Source organism: Peribacillus sp. N1, from assembly GCF_054600815.1.
The window spans coordinates 264,287-286,725 of the sequence record NZ_BAAHZO010000002.1; the positions used below are offsets into that span (position 1 = coordinate 264,287).

At 40.2% G+C, this 22,439-nt stretch carries 26 protein-coding genes, 1 tRNA gene and 1 other annotated feature; of the genes, 2 read left to right on the forward strand and 25 right to left on the reverse strand.

Annotated elements, in window-relative coordinates; translation table 11 throughout:
• Nucleotides 1–5: 5 nt before the first annotated feature.
• From ilvN to ACYP5M_RS09740, 8 genes are all read right to left on the reverse strand, one after another.
• Nucleotides 6–518, reverse strand: coding sequence for an acetolactate synthase small subunit (ilvN, locus tag ACYP5M_RS09705; protein WP_101222819.1), 513 nt, complete (start codon nucleotides 516–518; stop codon nucleotides 6–8).
• Nucleotides 519–521: 3 nt separating this feature from the next.
• Entirely contained in the window at nucleotides 522–2,237 is a 1,716-nt protein-coding gene (gene ilvB / locus ACYP5M_RS09710; protein WP_434167505.1) for an acetolactate synthase large subunit, read from the reverse strand.
• 115 nt (nucleotides 2,238–2,352) lie between these two features.
• Nucleotides 2,353–2,611: a binding site (T-box leader), on the reverse strand.
• Nucleotides 2,612–2,920: 309 nt separating this feature from the next.
• Nucleotides 2,921–3,421 (reverse strand): M15 family metallopeptidase, encoded by a 501-nt coding sequence (locus ACYP5M_RS09715; protein ID WP_459734989.1) that lies wholly within the window; start codon nucleotides 3,419–3,421, stop codon nucleotides 2,921–2,923.
• A 157-nt stretch (nucleotides 3,422–3,578) separates the two neighbouring features.
• The gene (locus ACYP5M_RS09720) at nucleotides 3,579–3,854 is read right to left on the reverse strand and encodes a GNAT family N-acetyltransferase (RefSeq protein ID WP_101222823.1); all 276 of its coding nucleotides are present in this window, start codon (nucleotides 3,852–3,854) and stop codon (nucleotides 3,579–3,581) included.
• An 831-nt stretch (nucleotides 3,855–4,685) separates the two neighbouring features.
• A complete protein-coding gene (locus ACYP5M_RS09725; RefSeq protein WP_459734990.1) occupies nucleotides 4,686–4,892 on the reverse strand; it encodes a YidH family protein in 207 nt (68 codons plus the stop codon).
• A 108-nt stretch (nucleotides 4,893–5,000) separates the two neighbouring features.
• Nucleotides 5,001–5,174, reverse strand: coding sequence for a hypothetical protein (locus ACYP5M_RS09730; RefSeq protein WP_170971560.1), 174 nt, complete (start codon nucleotides 5,172–5,174; stop codon nucleotides 5,001–5,003).
• Nucleotides 5,175–5,347: 173 nt separating this feature from the next.
• Nucleotides 5,348–5,710 (reverse strand): GIY-YIG nuclease family protein, encoded by a 363-nt coding sequence (locus ACYP5M_RS09735; protein WP_101222824.1) that lies wholly within the window; start codon nucleotides 5,708–5,710, stop codon nucleotides 5,348–5,350.
• An 18-nt stretch (nucleotides 5,711–5,728) separates the two neighbouring features.
• Nucleotides 5,729–6,484: a DUF2087 domain-containing protein gene (locus tag ACYP5M_RS09740; RefSeq protein WP_452444582.1), complete on the reverse strand. Its 756-nt coding sequence runs from the start codon at nucleotides 6,482–6,484 to the stop codon at nucleotides 5,729–5,731.
• A 281-nt stretch (nucleotides 6,485–6,765) separates the two neighbouring features.
• On the opposite strand from ACYP5M_RS09740, the gene ACYP5M_RS09745 reads away from it, so the two are divergent.
• Nucleotides 6,766–7,026, forward strand: a complete 261-nt coding sequence (locus tag ACYP5M_RS09745) for a hypothetical protein (protein WP_434167508.1) — start codon at nucleotides 6,766–6,768, stop codon at nucleotides 7,024–7,026.
• 89 nt (nucleotides 7,027–7,115) lie between these two features.
• Here the strand turns inward: ACYP5M_RS09745 and ACYP5M_RS09750 are convergent, their stop codons facing one another.
• From ACYP5M_RS09750 to ACYP5M_RS09825, 16 genes are all read right to left on the reverse strand, one after another.
• Entirely contained in the window at nucleotides 7,116–7,316 is a 201-nt protein-coding gene (locus ACYP5M_RS09750; RefSeq protein WP_063575539.1) for a hypothetical protein, read from the reverse strand.
• 191 nt (nucleotides 7,317–7,507) lie between these two features.
• Nucleotides 7,508–7,581: transfer RNA gene (locus ACYP5M_RS09755), tRNA-Arg, on the reverse strand.
• 172 nt (nucleotides 7,582–7,753) lie between these two features.
• Complete coding sequence (locus ACYP5M_RS09760; RefSeq protein ID WP_260358268.1) at nucleotides 7,754–8,266, reverse strand: metallophosphoesterase; 513 nt, start codon at nucleotides 8,264–8,266, stop codon at nucleotides 7,754–7,756.
• 2 nt (nucleotides 8,267–8,268) lie between these two features.
• Nucleotides 8,269–8,880, reverse strand: a complete 612-nt coding sequence (locus tag ACYP5M_RS09765; protein ID WP_101222828.1) for an XTP/dITP diphosphatase — start codon at nucleotides 8,878–8,880, stop codon at nucleotides 8,269–8,271.
• A gap of 214 nt (nucleotides 8,881–9,094) precedes the next feature.
• Nucleotides 9,095–10,216: a Ger(x)C family spore germination protein gene (locus ACYP5M_RS09770; RefSeq protein WP_434167510.1), complete on the reverse strand. Its 1,122-nt coding sequence runs from the start codon at nucleotides 10,214–10,216 to the stop codon at nucleotides 9,095–9,097.
• Entirely contained in the window at nucleotides 10,213–11,688 is a 1,476-nt protein-coding gene (locus tag ACYP5M_RS09775; RefSeq protein WP_402938807.1) for a spore germination protein, read from the reverse strand. Before ACYP5M_RS09775 ends, ACYP5M_RS09770 begins: the two co-directional genes overlap by 4 nt.
• Complete coding sequence (locus ACYP5M_RS09780) at nucleotides 11,685–12,767, reverse strand: GerAB/ArcD/ProY family transporter (protein WP_434167512.1); 1,083 nt, start codon at nucleotides 12,765–12,767, stop codon at nucleotides 11,685–11,687. Before ACYP5M_RS09780 ends, ACYP5M_RS09775 begins: the two co-directional genes overlap by 4 nt.
• A 225-nt stretch (nucleotides 12,768–12,992) precedes the next feature.
• The gene (locus tag ACYP5M_RS09785) at nucleotides 12,993–14,072 is read right to left on the reverse strand and encodes a GerMN domain-containing protein (RefSeq protein WP_459734991.1); all 1,080 of its coding nucleotides are present in this window, start codon (nucleotides 14,070–14,072) and stop codon (nucleotides 12,993–12,995) included.
• 62 nt (nucleotides 14,073–14,134) lie between these two features.
• Nucleotides 14,135–14,377, reverse strand: coding sequence for a dihydrofolate reductase family protein (locus ACYP5M_RS09790; RefSeq protein WP_434167513.1), 243 nt, complete (start codon nucleotides 14,375–14,377; stop codon nucleotides 14,135–14,137).
• A gap of 148 nt (nucleotides 14,378–14,525) precedes the next feature.
• A complete protein-coding gene (gene racE / locus ACYP5M_RS09795) occupies nucleotides 14,526–15,329 on the reverse strand; it encodes a glutamate racemase (protein WP_101222834.1) in 804 nt (267 codons plus the stop codon).
• 10 nt (nucleotides 15,330–15,339) lie between these two features.
• Nucleotides 15,340–15,783, reverse strand: a complete 444-nt coding sequence (locus ACYP5M_RS09800) for a MarR family winged helix-turn-helix transcriptional regulator (protein WP_101222835.1) — start codon at nucleotides 15,781–15,783, stop codon at nucleotides 15,340–15,342.
• Nucleotides 15,784–16,004: 221 nt separating this feature from the next.
• Nucleotides 16,005–16,229, reverse strand: a complete 225-nt coding sequence (locus ACYP5M_RS09805) for a helix-turn-helix domain-containing protein (RefSeq protein WP_028392149.1) — start codon at nucleotides 16,227–16,229, stop codon at nucleotides 16,005–16,007.
• 122 nt (nucleotides 16,230–16,351) lie between these two features.
• On the reverse strand, nucleotides 16,352–16,816 hold the full coding sequence (locus ACYP5M_RS09810) for an acyl-CoA thioesterase (RefSeq protein ID WP_101222836.1): 465 nt from the start codon (nucleotides 16,814–16,816) through the stop codon (nucleotides 16,352–16,354).
• 229 nt (nucleotides 16,817–17,045) lie between these two features.
• Nucleotides 17,046–17,819, reverse strand: coding sequence for a succinate dehydrogenase iron-sulfur subunit (sdhB, locus tag ACYP5M_RS09815; RefSeq protein ID WP_048689018.1), 774 nt, complete (start codon nucleotides 17,817–17,819; stop codon nucleotides 17,046–17,048).
• Between the two features lie 17 nt (nucleotides 17,820–17,836).
• Nucleotides 17,837–19,588, reverse strand: coding sequence for a succinate dehydrogenase flavoprotein subunit (gene sdhA / locus ACYP5M_RS09820; protein ID WP_095390769.1), 1,752 nt, complete (start codon nucleotides 19,586–19,588; stop codon nucleotides 17,837–17,839).
• A 70-nt stretch (nucleotides 19,589–19,658) separates the two neighbouring features.
• The gene (locus ACYP5M_RS09825; RefSeq protein ID WP_034308986.1) at nucleotides 19,659–20,267 is read right to left on the reverse strand and encodes a succinate dehydrogenase cytochrome b558 subunit; all 609 of its coding nucleotides are present in this window, start codon (nucleotides 20,265–20,267) and stop codon (nucleotides 19,659–19,661) included.
• A gap of 384 nt (nucleotides 20,268–20,651) precedes the next feature.
• On the opposite strand from ACYP5M_RS09825, the gene ACYP5M_RS09830 reads away from it, so the two are divergent.
• Nucleotides 20,652–21,122, forward strand: a complete 471-nt coding sequence (locus ACYP5M_RS09830) for a YslB family protein (RefSeq protein ID WP_101222837.1) — start codon at nucleotides 20,652–20,654, stop codon at nucleotides 21,120–21,122.
• 63 nt (nucleotides 21,123–21,185) lie between these two features.
• On the opposite strand, the gene ACYP5M_RS09835 is transcribed toward ACYP5M_RS09830, so the two are convergent.
• Nucleotides 21,186–22,418: an aspartate kinase gene (locus ACYP5M_RS09835; protein ID WP_434167514.1), complete on the reverse strand. Its 1,233-nt coding sequence runs from the start codon at nucleotides 22,416–22,418 to the stop codon at nucleotides 21,186–21,188.
• Between the last annotated feature and the right edge of the window lie 21 nt (nucleotides 22,419–22,439).

Sequence of the window (22,439 nt, forward strand, 5' to 3'; positions counted from 1 at the left end):
TATTTTTATACGATTGTCGCACTCTTAGCGTGTGCAATTTGCATTCCACGCGGGATGGCGGCTGTCCCTGTCCTTGCCAATTCCTTGATGCCATATGGCTTGATCAGTTCAATGAAGGCTTCGATTTTATCCGATTCCCCTGTGATTTGAACTGTCAGGCTATCTTTACTGACATCAATAACTGAAGCTCGGAAGGGTTCGATGACTGAATAAATCTCAGCTCGGGTTTGTGTAGTCACCAATATTTTAATGAGTGCAAGTTCCCTCGCCACAATCGATTGATTCGTAATATCATATACTTTCAAAACATCGATCTGCTTATTCAATTGCTTGGTGATCTGTTCAATGACAGCTTCGTCATCAACATCGACCACGAAGGTCATCCTTGAAATGCCATCCTGTTCGGAAGGTCCGACAGTCATGCCTTCAATGTTATAATTTCTTTTCGTGAACAGGTTCGTAATCCGATTCAGGACGCCTGGCCTGTTGTTCACGGTGAGGCTAAGAATTCCCTTCATTGATTAAACTCCTTCCATTTCATCAAGCCCTTTTCCTTGTGCTACCATCGGAAAGACATTTTCATTTTGTTTTACCCGGAAATCAATCAACACTGGACCATCAGTCTTTAACGCTACATCCAGGCAGTTGCTTGCTTCTTCCTCCGTCGTCACTTTGTACCCCGGAATTCCATAAGCATCAGCCAATTTCACGAAGTCCGGATGCGATTGAAAAATACTGTGCGAGAAACGTTTTTCATGAAATAGTTCCTGCCACTGTCTTACCATACCTAGTGCCCCGTTGTTGACGATGATGATTTTGATTGGCAGATTCATTTCGGCAATGACTGAAAGTTCCTGCAGGCACATCTGGAATCCACCATCCCCAGATATGGAAAGCACCGTCGCTTTCGGATTCGCCAGTTGCGCTCCGAGAGCCGATGGTAAGCCAAAGCCCATCGTTCCCAATCCACCGGAAGTGACCCATGAATTCGGTTTGTTAAATGGATAGTATTGCGCTGCCCACATTTGATGCTGTCCAACATCCGTCGTAACGATGGCTTCCCCATTCGTTTTTTCGTGAAGCATCTGGATGACCCGCTGAGGTTTCAATACGCCTTCTTCATGGGTATAACGCAATGGGAACTCTTCATTCCATGCAGTAAGCTGTGTTGTCCATTCATCAATTTCCGGTTTCTTGCCATTTTGCGCAATCAACTCTGCCAGTGCTTCCTTGGCACTTCCGACAACCGGAATTTTTGTCGGCACATTTTTACCGATTTCCGCTGGATCAATATCGATATGGGCCACCGTTGCATGCTGTGCGAATTTCGCTAGGTTCCCAGTCAATCGATCATCGAACCTGGCACCGATATTGATTAATAGATCACATTTCGCTAACGCCATGTTTGCTGCATAGCAGCCATGCATACCACCCATACCGATAAAGAGAGGATGTTCCGCCGGAAAGCCCCCAAGACCCAATAAAGTGTGGACGACGGGAATGCCTTGCTGCTCGACATATTCCTTTAATAGATGGGAGGCCTTTGCATGCAGGACACCTGCCCCTGCAAGAATGACCGGTCTTTTCGCCCCGCTTACTGCTTCAACAAGCTTTCTGATCTGTAAGTAATTCGGCTTGGTCGTCGGCTGATAGCCCGGGAGATTCATCTCTGGCTCCTCTTCAGTCGATACACCTTCTATAATGGCCATGTCCTTAGGTATATCGATTAATACTGGACCGGGCCGGCCGCTTGAAGCGATATAAAAAGCTTCTTTTATAATGCGTGGAAGGTCTTCCGGCCTCCTTACCTGATAGTTATGTTTTGTGATCGGGGTAGTAATCCCCAGTACATCAGCCTCCTGGAAAGCATCCGAGCCAATTACACTGGTAGCTACCTGACCCGAAATTACCACAAGCGGTAAAGAATCAATCATTGCATCGGCCAAACCGGTGACAATGTTCGTTGCCCCTGGACCGGATGTAACTATGACAACTCCCGGCTTGCCGGTAATCCTGGCGTATCCTTCCGCTGCATGAATCGCACCTTGTTCGTGCCTTGTCAAAATATGAAAAAGTTCTGAACTGTAAAGCTTGTCATAAATCGGCAATACAGAACCTCCCGGATAACCAAAGATGACTTCAACATTTTCCTTTTTCAATGCATTCAGCAGAAATTCAGCACCAGTATAATGTGTCTTTCCACTTTTCCGATCAGCAACAACTGACTTTTGTGTCATTTCGTAAAAAACCTCCTTCGCTTTTCTATTGAATATTTCTTAACATTCAGAATTTTCAGCTTTTTATGCATACAAAAAAGCCTTTTCACCCCAAATGTACTTGCACTCGGCAAGTTAAAGGGGTGAAAAGGCTTGATGAGCCACTCCACGGTACCACCCTTTTTCGCATGAAACTCCATGCGCACTTTGAATAGCCTACACTATTCTCTGTTTTGGTAACGGGTACTGGTACGCACCCGTTCAGCCCTACTAGTCTGACGTTCAAGCTGAAACTCCAAGGTGAGTTCATCTTTCGGGACAATACCGGCTCTCAGCTACCCGGCTCTCTGTGACTGCCTTTTTAAAAGACTACTTATCCTCTTCAATGCTTTTCGCATTATTCATATTTTTTGAAACGCTTATGTTTGATGTCTTGTATTTGTGATTATCTTACGTGTATTTCAGGTAGTAGTCAACAGGTTTTTTGAAATTTTTTGATAATTCTAAATTGAAAGATTTGTTGTATCCGCTTACATACCTATCATGACCACATTCTATAAAAAAAGTTTTTTCAATATTTAATTTTTAAAAACGTCAGATATCCCATTAAAATTATTAAAATGATAACAAAACTTCTCCACTGAAATATCCTCGCACTACGCACATGATGCCAGTCACTAGTATTAGTATTCTCAAACAGCGGATCATCCATTTTCCCTTTCACTGTTCGCTGACGCCACTCTTGATATAAGATTCGGCCTCAATCCCTTTTGAAGATCTCTAGTGGATAAACCGCCTGACATTCCAAGATGAGGAAAATCACGGAACAATTCAAAATCCCCTCCCCAAACAAATCCCAGGGATTTTGCTATGGCCGCTACCCTTGTCCACTTTTCGCCCTCTGTCCACAATGTCCGCTTGCCGTCATCACTAACAATGACAAAATCTACAGCAAGTCCATAGTTATGCAAGGACTGGCCAGCTCTGGCATAAGTCACGATAGGCATTGATTTATTCGTTCTGCCCCGTTCATACAATTCATTTTGTTCTGGGAAACTTCGATAACCAGCTGTTATTTGAACAAATATCCCCGCTTCATAAGCTAATTTAACCACTTCGAGTATCGTCTCGTTCACGACCGGATCCATACCGCCTCCCATATTTTCCTTTGCGCGATTCAATAGGGTTTTTAAAATGATGGCCATCCTAGCACCTCCCCTATATTAAATGCGAACAACACTGTAGGCGGAAAGGCGTTTAATATTTTTTTCTTGGGGAATTGATGGTGTGAAGATTATCTAAAAAAATGACAATGGGCTGAACACAGGTGATATTAATCATCCCCTGGTCCAGCCCTCTAGTTCATTTAGCCAATACATCCTCGTATTCTTCATTTTTTTCAAATTGTTTTTGAACGAACGAACATACCGGAACAATTTTCAGTTTTTCCTCCCTTGCGAATCCTATTACCTTTTCAACAAGGGCATTTCCTACCTTTTGTCCGCGCAGCTTGTCAGAAACAACGGTATGATCGACCGTGATTTCATCATCACCTGATTTAAAGAATGTAATTTCCGCTAATTTCTCACCAGATTCTTCGACAAAAAAAGAACTTTCACCTTTTCTAATATCAACCATGTTAATGACCTCCTTTTAGTTCCTCTTTATCATATCTCACAAAATGGAAATTAAACAAATATTTAAAATGCGATTGAAATTGAATAAAGTAAAGTACTTTCAAAAGTTTTAATGCTAGCATTGCCCATGTGAAGTTTATTCACAAACTGATGGTGGCTAATATATATTTTTTCAAGAAAGGCAAAACTTGACCGATTTTCCCTTACCGCTAATATGCCCTTCCGGTACTTCAAATTTCACCATGGCTACGTGCACAACACTGTATTTAATGTAATAAAAAGGTTTTAATTATTCCAGTTTGTCGACAATAGGGTTCAGAAAATTTATCTTTCATCAAATGATGCACCCGAATCAACGGACACAAAGTAGCCATACCTTCAAGACCTTTATGATTTCCATCTGAATTTTATTACGAAGTTGATTGTAGAGGAAGGTGCGAGACTCCTGCGGGAAAAGCGAGTCTAGAGGAGAACCCCACAGGCTCAAGCCGAGGAAGCTCAAGCTCCCGAGCCGCCCGCGGAAAGCGAGTGCCTGGATCGGAAATCAACGTCCAAATTGTAAACACCATAAAATTACTGCAGGCAACAGGTTTTCTTCGGATTTTCTACAGTCTGAATAATTCTTCATAACCTGAAATACAGTGTTTTTCAAGCTTTCGTTTTTTGATTGCATTTAATCAATGGAAGAAATCATCCCGTAACGATGTAAGAATAAGTATATAATAGTAGAAATTGAAAAAAACTGCCCTTTAAATGTTAGGACAGTTTTACACTTTTATGAAAACAAAATATAAAATGATCATCGATAACAATATGACCATAAAAACAGCGATTAGAATAACGTCGCACTCGAGGGCTCGAATGTCCCTTCATTGATTTGCCGCTTCTTCTGAAGATAACCGAACTTCGCCAGCCCTGCAATCACAAGGCCCAATGCACATGTAAACATCCCCTGCACGATACTGATCAGGTCAATCCGGGGATCCCGATGCACACCAAACGTAAAATGTAGGCTAGTCGCAAGAAAACCACCCCCCACTATCGCAATCACCGTTCTTACCCAGGCTAAAAGGTACGTTCATTAGCCAGATGCTGCTGGGCATATTTCAATTGGTTTTTCTCCATGTCATCACCTTAATAAAATCAGTCATCTTTTCAGGAGTGAAAAGGCCCTGAACATAGACCCGACAAACATAAGCCCTGCACCGCCGAGCAATAAATATATACATAGAGTTTTATCAATAACATTCAAAGGATAAAGTAAGGCCCCCAGCGCTATGATTGCTCCTATCCCCGTTATGGTCCATCCTATTTTTTTCATTCGCAACTCCTAAAATAAATTATTTAGTGAAGGTCTCCACTGGTTTCCCCCTATTTCATAAACAGGACCCTCATTATTAGCTTAAACCATTTAAAAACTTACAACAAGTGAGATCCTCTGATTTTTTTCCCACAAAAAAAGAGCCACAAATGACTCCCTGTTTTAAAGGCCACTTACAAGTCAGTGGATTTCATTCTATTGTATCCCCGTTCTTCGTATGGCTGTATTTTTTCCATCCACATTTCTTCAAGTTTTTTCAATTCCCGTTTAACATCAAAAAATCCTGTTTCTTTCGGCTTCAATACTTCCAGCACCTCAAAAGAAAAAGCATCTTTCCCATATTGGTTCCACTCACCTTGCAGCACTTTATTGGTGTTTGTTCCGACTTCCAATTCAAATTGTTTCCCCTTCAACGTCTTTAAATTCCTCGTGCTTCCGATAAAAACTTTATTATTTACCGTATTTCTGATTTGGTATACACCTGCTTCAACTTTCGTTTCTTTATATAATTGCTTCAATTCTTTTTTACGATCCATCTTTCTTGCCTCCAGTCATCATTTCTTCAGCCAATATTGGCTCCCATCAGGCTTTCTATCCAAAAATCCATATTCTATTAAATACCTTCTCAAAAGAACGTAATCATGATAAACGGTACCCAAAATTTGATTGATTTCTTTTTCTTCATATTTCCGCTCATTTTCAAATCGGTTCATAATTTCTTGAAGAATGATCAGCCTTTGTTTTTCCTTTGGCGGGAAAGACTTTAATGCATCCTGACTGCCTTTAGGGAAGTATTTTTTCAGTACAGCCACCTTTTCATCCTCGGTAACGTTATAACGATCATCAACCATCGTCGCTTTTTGATGAAGCGGGATAAATGCCGGCGCATGTTCATCTTTATCTTTCAAAAGTTCCATCAGGGCTAAAAACAACTTAGCCTGACGCTCTTTCTCTTTCAACACAAAACGATGGTTCCGAATGGTGGACGGACTGCCTATCCCCATTTCCTCCTGAACCTCAGCATCATTCTTCCCTTGGTAAAATAGGCGAAGAAGGCGGTTTTGATGGTCCGTGAGACCTGTAAGTTTTTTATCGAGATCGATCAAGTATTCAAAAACGGAGTTGTGTGCATGTTCAATATGAATCCGCATATACCTCTTTGCTTCATAAAGAACCCCATCTTTCGGGTATACCACCCCCTTTTCAACTGCATTTCCGCACAGCAAACAAACATATTGGTTCTCACCTTCTATATACCCTTGTTTAAGCTCATCCTGAGATGCGCTCCAAAACATTTCAGCGTCCTTCATAAAACAAACACTTCCCTATAAAGTTTATAATATAATAAACATAATATTAATTCGTTTGCATTATGTCAATGTTTTTTCTAATTTAACTCCAGCAAAGTATCCAAAGATGAACTCGATGGCCAGAGGGCTTCATAACATACAATACAGCTGACAGGCGCTACACCATCCATTAAACGAAACGATCCCCCTGACACTATGCCGTATAGCACATTGAATAATAAGCTTAATTTCCCCAATAATATGCTATATAAGCGTGAATAAGCTTTAGAGGAGGATATATATTGAAAGATGAAAACAATGCAATTGTTCCATCAATCCATAACACCGATTTACACAAGGCAATACAACATTTATCTGAACAATTCAAGGTATCACTGCCAGAATTACGCGATTCGATTGAATTACTTATACAAAACCAATCAAGTGGGATGCAGCTTAGTTTAGGAGATGATAAAAGTTCACCCGTCGAAGAATTGAATACGGCAATAATCAAAAACCGTGAAATCATTAAAAAAAATCTCCAAACATTAAATAGAATTTGATATAGAAAAAAGGCATCCGATTATGGATGCCTGAGTTTGTGGAACATATGAAATTCCTAATATAAGTCCTTCGTTGAGCTCTTTAAGTATTAGCTAGGCACAAACTTAAGTATTCCTTCCAGATAAACACCTTGCTCTTTTCGTTTGCATTCCCTCAACTTGATTCTTCCTTCTTTTTCTAACTCCTTGGCTAATTGGACCACTTCTGTTCCATCTTCGGTTATTTCGACTGAGAAGAAATTGCCCCGAGTGGAAGTTTGAATGAACTTGAATAATCTATCTTTATTCATTTAAACATCTCCTTATTTATAACAAGTTCGACATAAAAGGTCATCCACCTGCGATAAATATGAAATAAAAAACTTCTTGTCGTCATACGAACTTTAACAGTTAAAAGGATAGCAAATTTAAATTACCCTCATTGTCTTAAGCCAAAAGTAAAAAAGCCAAAACCTTTGAAGGTTTTGGCTTTTTTTAGTAGTGTCCCAGGAGAGATTCGAACTCCCGACCGACGCCTTAGAAGGGCGTTGCTCTATCCAGCTGAGCTACTGAGACGTTTATGATATAAGTTGCGGTAAAACTTATGTATTACCTTAACTGTTCCCTTAGGACACTTCTTATTATAGTAGGATATAAAAAGAAAGTCAACGCTTTTTCAAAAAAAGTTTTTTCTTTTTTAAATAACCAGGAAGCGGGGAAAAACGCTTCCTGTTCATTATACATGAAGTCATTCCATTTGATAAGCATTTCTTAGTTCTTCAACGATTTTTCCTTCAAGGTCATAATAGATGATTTCAAGTTGGTCATTTCCGATTTCCAAAATGGCATAGGTTTTTTCTTTTCGTCCACGCGGCTGACGAATGCTTCCCGGGTTGATGAAGAGCTTGCCGTCAATCAATTCAGAGCCTGCAGCGTGGGAATGACCAAAGCAAACAATATCCGCCCCTGTTTCTTCACTTTTATAAGATAGGTTCATCAAGGTCATATTTATGTTATAGAGGTGTCCATGTGTAAGGAAGAAACGCTTGCCTGCGATGTTCTCCACAATGTCATTCGGATATGCCGAATCATAGTCACAATTCCCGCGTACGGCTAAGAACCCCGACATGTGAGGGTCATTTCTTTCCAACTCTGAATCACCGCAATGGATCATGGCTGCAACCTCTTGTTTATGACGGTCGGTAATCATGCTGATTTCATGAGTTAAGCCATGACTGTCACTCATTATTAGCACTTTCATCGTCACATTCCTTCTTCCCTTTTTAGAAATAGATCAAGTTTTTCATCTAGGGCCCTCAATGCATTGGCACGGTGGCTGATTTTGTTTTTTTCCTCTTTTGTCAATTCTGCGTTTGTTTTACCCTGTTCCTCAACAAAAAAGATGGGATCATAACCAAATCCATTCGCTCCTGAAGGCCGTTCTGTAATCAAGCCTTCCATCGTTCCCGATACCGTAATCGTTTCCTGGTTGGGTGACGCTAGTGCCAATGCGCAATAAAACCTCGCCGTTCTATCCTCTTTTGGCACGCCTTCCAGTTCCCGGAGGACTTTTTCCGTGTTCGCTTCATCACTCTTGGACTCTCCAGCATAGCGCGCAGAATATACGCCTGGACGGCCCTCCAATGCATCTACAATCAATCCGGAATCATCAGCAATGACAAAACGGCCTAGCTGATGGGCAATGGCCTCTGCCTTCAGGATCGCATTTTCTTCAAATGTCGTCCCTGTTTCCTCAACATCCGGAGCATCCGGTACATCAAGAAGTGTTTTGACTTCATATCCTTTAGCAGAGAATAAGCTTTCGAACTCCTTTGCTTTCCCTTTATTTTTCGTTGCAATTATTACTGTCTTCATTTTTCATTTCACCCTTTTTCATTTTATCGGCATGTGAGCTCTTTTCGGGCTAAGAAAGAATTTGCTGTACTCATTATATGTTAAGCCGCTTATTCTCCAGTGCCAAACGGACGAATTCAACGCTGCCTTTCATGATCAATAACGGCTGCTGAATTTTCTAGATAAGTTAAGTCTAACACAACTCCCTCATCTGCAATAACCTGAAACTTATAAACTAACGTTTGTAATTTTCACTATGTTCAATATGGATATTAACTTTTATGTTATTTATTGAAGTCTTATCAAAGGAATTAATAATTCTGTTATCCCACTTATTGACATGGTATCTGTATGCCTTTTCACTTATGTTAAATAGGTCTGTATTGATTTTCTCCCCCGTCTTCAATGTCTTCAAAATATCATGCTTAACTTTTGTTTCTACCTTTTTTTCGATTTTTTCCATATCCAAGTTATCTATATTTTGTTTCAATATTCCATTTGCTCTAACCTCTAAGTCATATAAGGGTTTCTTTTGTTGTTCCAATACTATGATGTTTGTTTTAGGGTCCATGATTTCAACACTTACCTTTTGTTTGTTCAGGGAAAAAAACATTACTGTCGCCTTGTTTTCAACCCATTTTAAACCTATCAAATCTTGTTTACTTACGTACCCTTTATATTGTTGTTTTGATAAAACATAGCCGCCATTCAACGTTGGTATCTTCTTTTCTTTCCCGCCCTCTGAGTAATGATGCTCATTTATGACCAAAGAGGGAATTAAAATGGAACCAACCGGTTGATAAAACTTCGAAACCAGTTCACTGAATTTTAACGGGGAAATGAAATAGTTCTCGTTAATAACGGTCTCTGGCCTTTGAATGATCGTGAATAAGTTAGGAAGATTAAAGAAACTATCACTGTCAAACACCTTTTTAATATCCTTGTTCGTAACGAACAGCCATGAATTGTATCGCAATAAGGGCTCTTTTCCTACATATTCAATGAAATCCTTCATTTTATTCTTGATTACATTCTCACTTAAAATGAAGGAGTTAATATGCCCGATATAAAGCGGTAATGCGGCATGTTGTTCTAATTCGGTAAATGCTTCCTCGATACTTTCCCCTTTACCTTCCCCAATGACAACAGTAGATCTTTCTTGTAATGCAGTGGCCCCCTCTTGTTTTGCTATATCCGCAAAATTCAACGCTTGAAAGTATAAGATGAATTCACCCTCTTTATAATCGATCCCTAGAGCGGATCCATATGTTTGAGCTTGAATTTCCTTCATTCCCCAGCATCCTGTCGTCAATAAAAGTTGACAGCCAATAACCATGACTGCAATTAGCTTTCTCATTTGTTCGACTCCTTTTGCGGTTCATTATCACTGGACTGTATAGCTTGATTCCGCTGCCTTAACATCCCATACGGAAGCTTGAATAAGACTTTTAACATATCCGATTTATTTGGTTTGGAAAATGGATTCACAAAAGGCTGTCCGAAACTTTCCAAGGAAACCACAACAATCAAGATAAGGAATATTCCCATGAAGAATCCAAACAAGCCTAAAAACGCTGAACAAGCAAATATGAATAACCTTATAAGAACGATATTTCCAGCAATATTCTGATTGATTAAGGTATAGCTTGAGAGAACTGTAACAGCTATTACTACTAACATGGAGGGTGAAGTCAGCCCTGCCCGAATCGCTGCATCACCTATAATCAATCCACCCAACACAGAAACCGTCGGACCTACAGCTTTTGGCAGGCGAAGACCAGCTTCTTTAAATAGTTCAAACAATATGATCATCATGAATGCCTCTAAAGAAGCAGGTATCGGTAATCCTTGTCTCGTGATTGAAATCGTCGCAAGAAGCGAAAAGGGAATTTGGTCGAATTGATAGGAAACTAACGCTATAAAAAAACCCGGTAACGCAACCGTTACAAATAAGGCGACTACACGAATGATGCGCATAAAACTAATGTAAAAAAAGCTTGCATGTGCGTCATCAGCAGAATAAAGTAACTGATTAATACTGGTCGGTCCGATCAAGCATGTGGGATTCCCGTCCACCAGGATGGCAAAGCGTCCTTGATTCAAGGATTCAACAACATAGTCCGGTCGACCGATATAATCCATTAAAGGGAAGATGGAAAGTTGAGTATCATATAGGAGTTCTTCAACTTGGTAACTGCTGACTATGATATCAACATTTAATGAATCCAATCGTTTTTTAATATCCAAAAGAATCGAAGGATTAATAATGTCATCTATATAAAGTAGCAATATTTTGGTTTTACTTCTTTTCCCGATTGTATATTCTATGCATTTAAGTGTTGACGTTTTTAACCTTTGGCGAATTAAAGACATGTTATCCGAAATATTCTCAATAAATCCATCTCTAGGTCCGCGAATGGAAGATTCTATATTGGACTCTTCCGGACTACGCTTAGGGGAATTAGCTAATGGGGTATAATAAATTTCATTAGAAGATTCATTAATAATGATTAAGTCTCCTGAAAATAGAATGCTTTCTACTTCCTCTTTTAAATCGGCGTCTTTTTTTAGCGTACTGATCTCCATAATATTGCTTAATTGATCAATTGTTAATTCCCCATTTTCTTGAACCGCTTTTGATATTGTAGGCAGTATCACTTCATTGATAAATTGCATATCGACTAAGTTTGGCGCATATAAAAACCCCAACAAATAACGACCTTCAGGATCAAATGTTTTTTTTCTTAAAACAACATCAGAGGAATGTTCGAACCATTTTTGGATTTGGTCAATGCAAGAAGGAGTTCCATTCAATTTTCCCTTCCTCATAATGTTTCACCTTTTCCTTTTCCCTTTTTTATAATAAGGAATAACAGTATAATTGCAGCACCCAAGAGAAACAGACTACTGATCGGAAAGAAATATTTGTATATAAAATAAAAAAATGAAGTGGCATCCCAATGGATTAGCGTTCCAATAACAATTAATGAATATAGTGAGAGCAGTATCCACTTCTGATGTTTTGAATTTGAGATTAATTTATATCCTATAAATAAACATAAACTTATTCGAATCATGGCACCTGAAAGCCATTGGAAAATGGACAGGAAATCGAGTCGAGTAATATAATAGCCAAACCTTAACAGCTTCCACTGTTCATAAGCTGGATTCCTCATTTTAACTGCTTCCACAGAACCAAATTCTGCAATCGCCCCCATCAGGGGTCCTAACGTAAGCATGATTAAAATTACACTAACTAATAAAAGCCACTTGGCTTTTAGCTTATCTTTCAGGTAAGGAGTCAAAAATAAAAAAACGATAATTTCTAAATATCCTGCACTCGTATACAAAATACCATTTAGAGTATTGCGATACCCGCTTTCAAATATCGGGAACAATAATTCGTAATTCTTATTACTCGTATTCCCCAGCCCCACAAATATCCCAAAAAAAGTGACGAACGGAAGAAACAGGAGAGCCAAAGTACTTATGGTGCGTATTCCTTTATAAGTTGCAAAAATACAAATAAAAGTGAATAGGCTAACGACTACGATGTTCGGTATGTCATGAGTATAATTAGCTTTTGCCCAAATCACTGTAAACTTGACGGTAATGAAGGCGTTAAATATAAAGTACAACCCAAATGCTATTGTGAAAATATATGTAACAAAAGGTGTAGACCATTTTTTTAGAAAAGCGATTATATCTTCTTTATCTAGTTTTTTATAAATATAAAAAATAAATAGGGTCCAAACGATACATGGAACAACACTTATTATGACACTTATCCATGCGTCGCGTTGAGATGCGGTCAATATATTGGGAAGGAGTAGGACATGTACCATGAATCCTGTATTCATGATGATTAAAACATAGATGTGTAAAGCCTGAATGATCTTTTGATCCATAATATCCCCCCATTAATTACACGATTAAAAGTAATTTCCCCTTTTAAAAATTTATTTATGTAAAAACTTTCTCTTGATACTAGAAATGCTTGGCGGCGGTATTAGTATTCAACTAAAAACAATGTATACAACAGGTGCAATAACAGCGTGGTAATTCAATTGTGGAATAAAAAATAGAGGCAGCTGCAGGCTGCCTCATTGTGATTTCCAGATATAAATTGCTCTTTAAAAACTACCTGTGTTGACTTTCTCTGGACGGACCACTGGTTCGGATAATTTCTTGCCTTCTTCATTAAGAACATCTGCGCTGCCCTGCACTTGCACTTCAACGCTTTCAATTCCTTTCTGTTCCGTTAAGGAAAGGACCAAGGCATCAAGGACTTCTTGTGATACCTTTTTCTCTTTAAAGCTTCCAAGGATATTTTCATTAAAATTGAGGCTGACCTTACCTTCTGCGACTTTAGGCTCGTCAAGTAAAGCTACATCACTCATGAACCCTGTTTGCAGGCTTGAACCTGAAGGACTCTTCGTTAATTCCTGAATGACCGCTGTTACATTATCAGACACCGTTTCGCTGATCCTGCGTGTCACCGGAACATAATAGGTGTACTCCTCGTCACCGCCTACATAATAAACGGTCAGTGATTTGGTATTGGAAATGTCGACTACGTCACTCGTATCGATATTGATTCCTGACGACCTTGAGACATTCTCATCTATCGGTGTGCCATTGACAGGCATTTCGGATATATCTTCCCCATTAATTCTCATTTGGATTTTCTCGACCGAGTCGAATTGTGTCAGTGTCCATGTAATGGCTTGGAGGATTTTAAGTTCATCCTCTTTCTGATAATTTTTGAACTCCGGCGAAAAGTCCGCCACAGCCACTCCGTCTTTAATGTTCACGCTTATTTGGGTATCGGCAGGAATGACGGCCCTGAATCCATTCGGAAGTTTATCCGTGACAGGTCCGTTAGTGACAAGGTAATCAAGGGCCTGTTTGGCGACAGCTTCCGATTTAGGAAGTTCCAATGTTTGTGGAACCACATACCCGCTTTTATCAATTAAATATAACTCCGTCTTCACTGTTTTCGTTTCAACAGCGCCCTCTTCTCCATCAGTCGCGGGCTTTTCCTCACTATTCATTTCTGTTTCTTTTAATGAAGATTCATCCTCGACTAATGAAACATCCTTTGGCGGATCTATTTCCTTTTTCTCTTCACCGCCAAATAATCCGCAGCCTGAAAGCCAAAAAGAAGATGCCAGAATGGTCACAGCCATTGTTACTTTTGATTTATTGGACATAAAATCACTCCTAGGACAGTTTGTACTCCTATTTATACGAGCCCTAGGGGAAAATAGACCAATTATTTTTCTCTTTGATAATGGGGCTGGGCAATTTGCCCGTTTGTCAGCTTCACTGGGATTTCGGGACTACCTGAATGGAACAATCGAATCCGATTCCCCAATATAACCGGAATGATGGACAGAATCATTTCATCCACCTGCGTTTCCCTTATGAAATCTCTCACTAATTCTGCACTGCCGACAAGCCAGATCCTTGAACCTTCTTTCTTTTTTCCGATGAAATCACCTACATCTTCGTCCATAACCCTTTCGCACTTCTTGAAAGCAGGCTTTATGTTGATAGGGAAATTCTTGTTCCAAAATATGAATCTGTCATATGTCTCATAATCACCGTATCGATACTAACACCGTCTGTTCAAGACAAGAAAAAAAGACTTCCAAATGGAAGTCTTATAAGTGATCGATTTTAATTGTTTCAATGGTATTGACATGAATACCGAGCCAGCTCGACGCGATGGAACCAAACATATCTCTGGAACCGGTTGTATAAAAGCGATGAACTGGGCGGAGCTTGCTTTTATTGATTAATTTATAGTAATCCAAAATGACACTTGCCTCACGGGCGGTTTCTTCCCCAGAGGAAATGACTTGTACTTCATCCCCCATATAGGAAGAGATTACAGGCCCCAGCAGTGGATAATGGGTACATCCAAGGATCAATGTATCGATCTTCGTTTTCTTCAACGGGTTCAAGGTTTGTGCCACGACCCTATTGACGATACCCCCTTCAAACTCCCCGCTTTCTACGATTGGGACAAATTTCGGGCATGCTAAACTATCTACTTTCACATCGGAATTGATGGAGGCAAGCGCGTCGTCATATGCTTTGCTTTTCACCGTGCCTTCCGTACCAATCACGCCAATATGCAAGGAATCAGAAACTTTCAATGCCGCCCTTGCCCCTGGATGGATGACACCCAACACCGGAATCGGAAGTGTTGCCCTGATTTCATCCAGTACAGCTGCAGTCGCTGTATTGCAGGCGATGATCAGCATTTTTATTTCCTTCTTCATCAAAAACCTCGTCATTTGCCATGTAAAGGTTTGGACATCTTTTTTGGTCCTCGGCCCATAAGGGCATCTTGCTGTATCACCTAAGTAAATTATATTTTCATTTGGAAGCTGACGCATGACTTCTTTAGCTACTGTCAAACCGCCTACCCCTGAATCAATGATGCCTATCGGTTGTTTCAAAAAACTCGCCTCATTTTTCTTTCATTTCTTGATGTAGTTTTACTAGAATCCCTTTGAGGGACATGATGTCAGATTCGTTAAAATTGACTAACACGCCACTCAAGTACTGCTGCCGCTTATTAATCACTTCTTCGATTATCCGTTCACCTTCTTCAAGAAGGTGAATTCGAACCACACGCCGGTCCTTTTCATCCCTGACACGCTGGACAAGCTGATGTTTCTCCATGCGGTCAATCAGATCCGTCGTTGTGCTGAAGGCGAGAAACATCTTCGTGGACAATTCGCCAATCGTCATGTCACCTGATTCAAAAAGCCATTGCAAAGCCACGAATTGAGGAATGGTAATTTTATAATCATGGAGAATTTCTCTTCCCCTTTGTTTAAGCCATGACGATACATAGCGCAATTCCCTCTCGATATCGGCTACATATGCCGCCTGCTTCTCTTCATCCATACACACAGCTCCCCACTTCATGAAACTTATCATACTACCATTTTGGATGAAAGTGAAATGATTTTCAAGATTGATTACCTGGAATCATAATGAAACGCTCTCATAAAAATAAGCAGCATCCAAAGAAGTCAAAACAACCAAATTGTTTTGCCCTTCCTTATATGCTGCCAATGAACGGGAGAGAAAATATTTATAAGGCTTACGTATTAAGAGTTAACACATTAAAGCTTAAGTTCTCCCATACGAAGGAGTTCTATGACTGCCTGCGAACGTCCTTTAACTCCAAGCTTCTGCATCGCATTCGAAATATGGTTTCGAACTGTTTTTTCGCTAATAAACAATTCACCTGCGATTTCTTTTGTTGTTTTGTCTTGTACTAGTAACTCAAATACTTCTTTTTCTCTTTTGGTGAGTAGTGGCTTATGAGTGAATTCGTTCTCCTTCAAGTAATGTTACCCTCCTTGCCTTCACCAGCATAAAACCCGGAGTGGGTGTCTATTTAGTCAAGATATAGTATGTCGGCTGAGGCAATGGAGTGACTATTTTACTTGTCTAAATGGAAATATTTTTAGGAATGTTCCAGCACAGTTTGCCACATCGAGTGCTTCATCTCTTCCGTCCAAGGTATCGGCTTTCCGGTGGCCTTGGAGACTTGTACAATCGTCCCCCTGCCCGTTAAACAAATTGATCCATCCTGTTTGGTCCCCATATAATGTATGTCCACTGAAGAATTTCCGATATGGTCAGCTTTCACATGGATTGTCAATCGATCATTGAAAAAAACCTGCTTCAGGTAATCACACTGTAAGTTAGCAACAACCGGCATCTCACCGCATTCAGCAGAGGTCCAATCCGACATGAATCCCATGCTATTGAAATACTCAATCCGTGCTTCCTCAAAATAAGTAAAAGGAATCGTGTTATTCAAGTGCCCAAACATATCAGTTTCTGAAAAGCGGACCTTAATCTCATGTTTAAAGGAAAAATCATTGATCCACTCCGTTATATTATCGATATATGATATTTTGCCCAACTTGTGCACACCCTTTCTAAAATGAATGGCTATTCACTCATTTTATAAGAAAAAAGCCATAATGAAAAGTATTTTATATTGGAAGATGTTTAATTTTATCATTCTCACTTCATTAATTTAGTCATTCAGCATTTGCGGGTGCCACAAATCATTTTACACATCAATCCAAGCTATCAATCGATAAAAAAAGAACCCATATCATAAGATATAGGTTCTTTCATGTTCATTTTTAAACTTCATCGCTGCCGAAGAAGTTACGGAATTGTTGGATCGTAGTATCACGGTTCAACGCTGCAATCGAAGTAGTTAATGGAATGCCTTTAGGGCAAGACTGCACACAGTTTTGTGAGTTACCGCAGTTTGCAAGTCCTCCATCACCCATGATTGTATTTAAACGTTCAGCTTTGTTCATTGCACCTGTTGGATGTGCGTTGAACAACCGAACTTGTGATAATGGTTGTGGCCCCATGAAGTCTGAATTGCTGTTTACGTTCGGACAAGCTTCCAAACAAACACCGCAAGTCATACATTTAGATAACTCGTAAGCCCATTGACGTTTCTTTTCTGGCATACGCGGTCCCGGTCCAAGATTGTACGTTCCATCGATTGGAATCCATGCTTTTACCTTTTTCAATGAGTCGAACATACGGCTGCGATCGACTTGCAGGTCACGAACAACAGGGAATGTACGCATTGGAGCTAGACGAACTGGCTGCTCCAATTGATCGATAAGAGCTGTACATGATTGTCTTGGTTTACCATTGATAACCATTGAACAAGCACCACATACCTCTTCAAGACAGTTCATGTCCCATGCGATTGCTGTAGTGTGCTTGCCTTGTACAGTTACCGGATTACGACGAATTTCCATAAGAGCCGAAATTACGTTCATATTCGGGCGGTATGCTAATTCGAATTCCTCATCATAAGGAGCTGAATCCGGTGTATCTTGACGAGTGATTATAAAACGGACTGTTTTAGTCTCAGATTTAGTTTCAACCATTTTTTTGCTCCCCCTCTTTAGTGTTTCGTAGTGTAGTCACGTTTACGCGGTGCGATCAGTGATACATCAATATCTTCATAATGGAATTCAGGTGCTTGATCCAAGCCTTTGAATGTTGCCATAGTAGTTTTCATGAATTCCTCATCATTACGTTCTGGGAAATCAGGTTTGTAATGCGCTCCGCGGCTTTCGTCACGGTTTAACGCACCAATTGTGATTACACGAGCCAATTGCATCATGTTTTGCAGCTGTCTAGTGAATGCAGCTCCTTGGTTACTCCATTTAGCCGTGTCATTGATGTTAATTTTCTTGTAACGTTCCATCAGTTCAAGAATCTTGTTATCCGTTTCTTTCAGCTTGTCATTGTAACGAACTACAGTAACATGCTGTGTCATCCACTCACCAAGTTCTTTGTGAAGGACGTACGCATTTTCGTTACCATCAAGAGACATGACTTCATTCCATTTCTCTTGTTCTTGTTTTTCGTACCCTTCATACAATGAAGAAGGAATGGATTCTGAAGTTTTATCAAGGCCTTCAATATATTTAACGGCGTTCGGTCCAGCGACTGAACCACCATAGATTGCAGAAAGAAGTGAGTTAGCACCAAGACGGTTACCGCCATGTTGTGAGTAATCACACTCACCTGCAGCGAATAAACCTTTGATGTTAGTCATTTGGTCATAATCCACCCAAAGTCCGCCCATAGAATAGTGAACGGCAGGGAAAATTTTCATTGGAACTTTACGAGGATCTTCACCCATGAATTTCTCGTAGATTTCAATGATTCCGCCAAGTTTAATATCAAGTAATTTCGGATCTTTATGTGATAGATCCAGGTAAACCATGTTTTCTCCATTAATGCCAAGCTTCATGTTCATGCAGACGTCGAAGATTTCACGAGTCGCGATATCACGAGGTACTAGATTACCATAAGCAGGGTATTTTTCTTCAAGGAAATACCAAGGTTTTCCGTCTTTATATGTCCAGATACGTCCACCTTCACCACGAGCGGATTCACTCATTAGACGAAGTTTGTCATCTCCAGGGATTGCTGTCGGGTGAATTTGAATGAACTCACCATTTGCATAATTTACACCTTGTTGATAAACGATGGAAGCTGCTGAACCTGTATTGATCATTGAGTTAGTTGATTTACCGAAAATGATTCCAGGGCCGCCGCTCGCCATGATGACTGCGTCTCCAGGGAATGATTTGATTTCCATTGAAGTCAGGTTTTGAGCTACGATACCGCGTGCTGTTTGCTCATCATCGATTACAGCTCCAAGGAATTCCCAGCCTTCATATTTCGTTACAAGGCCTTCAACTTCATAACGGCGAACCTGCTCGTCCAATGCGTAAAGTAATTGCTGACCAGTTGTTGCACCAGCGAATGCTGTACGGCTATGTTGAGTACCACCGAAACGACGGAAATCAAGAAGACCTTCCGGAGTACGGTTGAACATAACACCCATACGGTCAAACATATGGATGATCGATGGTGCTGCTTCGCACATCGCTTTAACCGGCGGTTGGTTAGCCAAGAAATCTCCGCCATAAACTGTATCGTCGAAGTGGATATATGGAGAATCCCCTTCACCTTTTGTATTTACTGCCCCGTTGATTCCGCCTTGGGCACAAACTGAGTGAGAGCGTTTAACAGGCACTAAAGAAAATAAATCAACCTGTTGTCCCAGCTCTGCTGCTTTGATCGTAGCCATTAATCCAGCTAGACCTCCACCAACGATAACTATTTTACCTTTACCCAATTCTGTCACTCCCTTATTTCCATTAGCCAAGCTATGTTTTTCCTAATTCTTATAAATGAACTCTATCTTCTTATACGAAAGCGAAAATTGCGCTGATTCCGATATAAGAAAGAAGAACGAAAACGATCAATGTAAAGTAAGTCATGATTCTTTGCGATCTTGGTGAAACTGTAAGACCCCAGCTAACTGCAAATGACCATAATCCATTAGCAAAGTGGAAGATTGCCGAGATAATACCAACAATATAGAACACAATCATAAATGGACTAGAGAAAATTTCAGCCATCATGTCAAAGTTAACTTCAGCACCCATAGCTGCTTGAATTCTAGTTGCCCATATATGCCAAACAAGGAAAATCAACGTTATGATTCCAGTTAGACGTTGTAGCATGAACATCCAGTTACGGAAGAAACTAAATCTGCCTAAATTGTTTTTTGCTGTAAAGGCAATATAAATTCCGTACACAGCATGGAAAATGAGCGGTAGATAGATGACGACCCATTCTACCAGAATCTTCACGGGCGTATACTCAATTAAATGAACTGCCCCATTAAAAGTCTCTTCTCCTTTTGTTGCCATAAAGTTTACCGATAAATGAAAAATTAGGAATAGACCAATTGGAATTACTCCTAGAAGTGAATGAAGCCTGCGATTCCCAAACTCACGATTTTTTGCCACTAAGTGCCCCCCCTTAATTTGTGAAAAATCATGCAAAGATAAACTGGTGGCTACCTTTTATCTCCGCGTGAAAATACAGTATAGAGTCAAAAAAACTCCTCTATACTTCCTTTACAATTATGTGACATGTCCATTTTACTCCTGACTTCTATATGCGTCAAGAAAACGGATACAAGAAATCTCTTTTTCAGAATAGATTTTATTGGATTAAATTAGCTATTTTTTGTATGTCAAGATGATATTTTGAATAAATTTCTAATTTAACTATTAATATCTCGATATAATTTCTCATTTTTTTCCAATTGTTATTTAAATAAATAAAAAACAGTATAATTTGCAAAAGAAATACGTTTATAATAGATTTACAGAAAGAGGCGATAAATTATGAAAAAAAATATTGCTGCTGCGATAGAAGAAGAGATTCAAACTGAAGAAATTCAAACTGAAGAATTCCTGGTTCCAGCTTTCGGATACGAATTAATCAGAGAAGTTCTATTGAACGATATTCTCGGAAAAGACTCTAATCAAATCCTCTATTGGGCAGGTAAACAATTAGCAAGAAAATTCCCATTGAATGGCGATCAGGAAGTGATTGAATTTTTCCAAAGCGCTGGATGGGGCAATCTGGAAATCTTGAAATATACGAAACACGAGATGGAATTATCCCTGACGGGTGAAATAATCAGCCGCCGCCTGGATTTACACCCTGATTGTCACTTCCAACTTGAAGCCGGTTTCCTTGCCGAGCAGTTTACACTGCAAAAAAAATTCCTCAGCGAATCAACGGAAGAAATTAAACGCCGCGCAAAAAAAGTGATATTCACCATCCAATGGGATCCCAGAGATCCAATCTAATAAGCCCTTAAAACAGACTTACCCTTTTTACCGGAAGTCTGTTTTTTATTGGACTCCTGACACTTAAGCTAGCACATTTGCATGCTGACCTAGTTTAAATGCTTCATGAAGAGATTCAACCGCCTTCACCATTTCCTTTTCATTGACGACAGTCGAAACTTTAATTTCCGATGTGCTGACCATTTTCACCTGGATGCCTGTATTGGCCATCACTTCAAACATCTCGGCAGCCACTCCCGGATTGGATACCATACCAGAACCGACGATGGATACTTTTGCCAATCCGCTCTCCGTTTCGACTCGGTCGAATCCCAATTGTTCTTTATTATTTTCCAGCACGATCAAGGCCGCTTCCGTATCTTCACTTTTTGTGGAAAAAGATAGATTGGTCGTATCCTCGGCAGTCATGCTTTGAATGATGATGTCCACATTAATCCGGTTTTTCGCAAGTGTTGTGAAGATTGTGGATAATGCACCAAGTGATTGGGGCAAACCATATATTGTGACCCTCGTAATACTGTCTTCAAAAGCAATCCCGCGTACAATTAAGTTTTCTTCCATAGTTGCTTCCTCCTCAATGATCGTTCCTGATTCTCTCTCCATGCTTGAACGGACTTCAAGCGGTATTTGATAATTTTTTGCATATTCGACAGCCCTTGGATGAAGGACGCCCGCCCCCAAGTTGGCAAGTTCCAGCATTTCATCATAAGAAATCGATTGGAGTTTTCGTGCGCCTTTTATGTAGCGAGGGTCCGTTGTGAAAACACCCGTTACATCCGTATAAATATCGCATCTATCCGCATTCAGCGCTGCAGCGATGGCAACCGCTGTCGTATCGGAACCGCCTCGCCCTAAGGTAGTGATTTCCCCATTTGCATCGTTCCCCTGGAAACCAGCCACGACCACTATTTTCTTATCCTGAAGCTGAGCTTGGATCCTCGTGGCATCGATGTTTAAAATCCGGGCATTCCCATGAACGGATTCCGTTTGCATGCCAGCCTGCCAGCCAGTATACGAAATGGCTTCATGACCTTCTTCAATCAATGCCATCGTTAACAGGGAAATCGTTACCTGTTCCCCCGTAGTCAATAGCATATCCATTTCCCTCTTGCTCGGGGTTCCGGAAATATCCCGGGCCATGGAAACCAATTGATCCGTGGTTTTCCCCATGGCTGAAACAACGACGACTACCTCATTTCCATTCTGCGCTTCCTCGATTACCCGATTGGCAACATTTTTGATTTTTTCTACGCTTCCGACGGATGTTCCGCCAAATTTTTGAACGATTAATGCCATCCTCATGCACCCTCTCTACCT

What these genes read in the sequence shown, in the direction of transcription:
- ilvN (WP_101222819.1), bottom strand. Translation starts at nt 518, where the DNA reads ATGAAGGGAATTCTTAGCCTCACCGTGAACAACAGGCCAGGCGTCCTG.
- ilvB (WP_434167505.1), bottom strand. Translation starts at nt 2,237, where the DNA reads ATGACACAAAAGTCAGTTGTTGCTGATCGGAAAAGTGGAAAGACACAT.
- ACYP5M_RS09715 (WP_459734989.1), bottom strand. Translation starts at nt 3,421, where the DNA reads ATGGCCATCATTTTAAAAACCCTATTGAATCGCGCAAAGGAAAATATG.
- ACYP5M_RS09720 (WP_101222823.1), bottom strand. Translation starts at nt 3,854, where the DNA reads ATGGTTGATATTAGAAAAGGTGAAAGTTCTTTTTTTGTCGAAGAATCT.
- ACYP5M_RS09730 (WP_170971560.1), bottom strand. Translation starts at nt 5,174, where the DNA reads ATGAAAAAAATAGGATGGACCATAACGGGGATAGGAGCAATCATAGCG.
- ACYP5M_RS09735 (WP_101222824.1), bottom strand. Translation starts at nt 5,710, where the DNA reads ATGGATCGTAAAAAAGAATTGAAGCAATTATATAAAGAAACGAAAGTT.
- ACYP5M_RS09740 (WP_452444582.1), bottom strand. Translation starts at nt 6,484, where the DNA reads ATGAAGGACGCTGAAATGTTTTGGAGCGCATCTCAGGATGAGCTTAAA.
- ACYP5M_RS09750 (WP_063575539.1), bottom strand. Translation starts at nt 7,316, where the DNA reads ATGAATAAAGATAGATTATTCAAGTTCATTCAAACTTCCACTCGGGGC.
- ACYP5M_RS09760 (WP_260358268.1), bottom strand. Translation starts at nt 8,266, where the DNA reads ATGAAAGTGCTAATAATGAGTGACAGTCATGGCTTAACTCATGAAATC.
- ACYP5M_RS09765 (WP_101222828.1), bottom strand. Translation starts at nt 8,880, where the DNA reads ATGAAGACAGTAATAATTGCAACGAAAAATAAAGGGAAAGCAAAGGAG.
- ACYP5M_RS09770 (WP_434167510.1), bottom strand. Translation starts at nt 10,216, where the DNA reads ATGAGAAAGCTAATTGCAGTCATGGTTATTGGCTGTCAACTTTTATTG.
- ACYP5M_RS09775 (WP_402938807.1), bottom strand. Translation starts at nt 11,688, where the DNA reads ATGAGGAAGGGAAAATTGAATGGAACTCCTTCTTGCATTGACCAAATC.
- ACYP5M_RS09780 (WP_434167512.1), bottom strand. Translation starts at nt 12,767, where the DNA reads ATGGATCAAAAGATCATTCAGGCTTTACACATCTATGTTTTAATCATC.
- ACYP5M_RS09785 (WP_459734991.1), bottom strand. Translation starts at nt 14,072, where the DNA reads ATGTCCAATAAATCAAAAGTAACAATGGCTGTGACCATTCTGGCATCT.
- ACYP5M_RS09790 (WP_434167513.1), bottom strand. Translation starts at nt 14,377, where the DNA reads ATGGACGAAGATGTAGGTGATTTCATCGGAAAAAAGAAAGAAGGTTCA.
- ACYP5M_RS09800 (WP_101222835.1), bottom strand. Translation starts at nt 15,783, where the DNA reads ATGGATGAAGAGAAGCAGGCGGCATATGTAGCCGATATCGAGAGGGAA.
- sdhB (WP_048689018.1), bottom strand. Translation starts at nt 17,819, where the DNA reads ATGGTTGAAACTAAATCTGAGACTAAAACAGTCCGTTTTATAATCACT.
- ACYP5M_RS09830 (WP_101222837.1), top strand. Translation starts at nt 20,652, where the DNA reads ATGAAAAAAAATATTGCTGCTGCGATAGAAGAAGAGATTCAAACTGAA.
- ACYP5M_RS09835 (WP_434167514.1), bottom strand. Translation starts at nt 22,418, where the DNA reads ATGGCATTAATCGTTCAAAAATTTGGCGGAACATCCGTCGGAAGCGTA.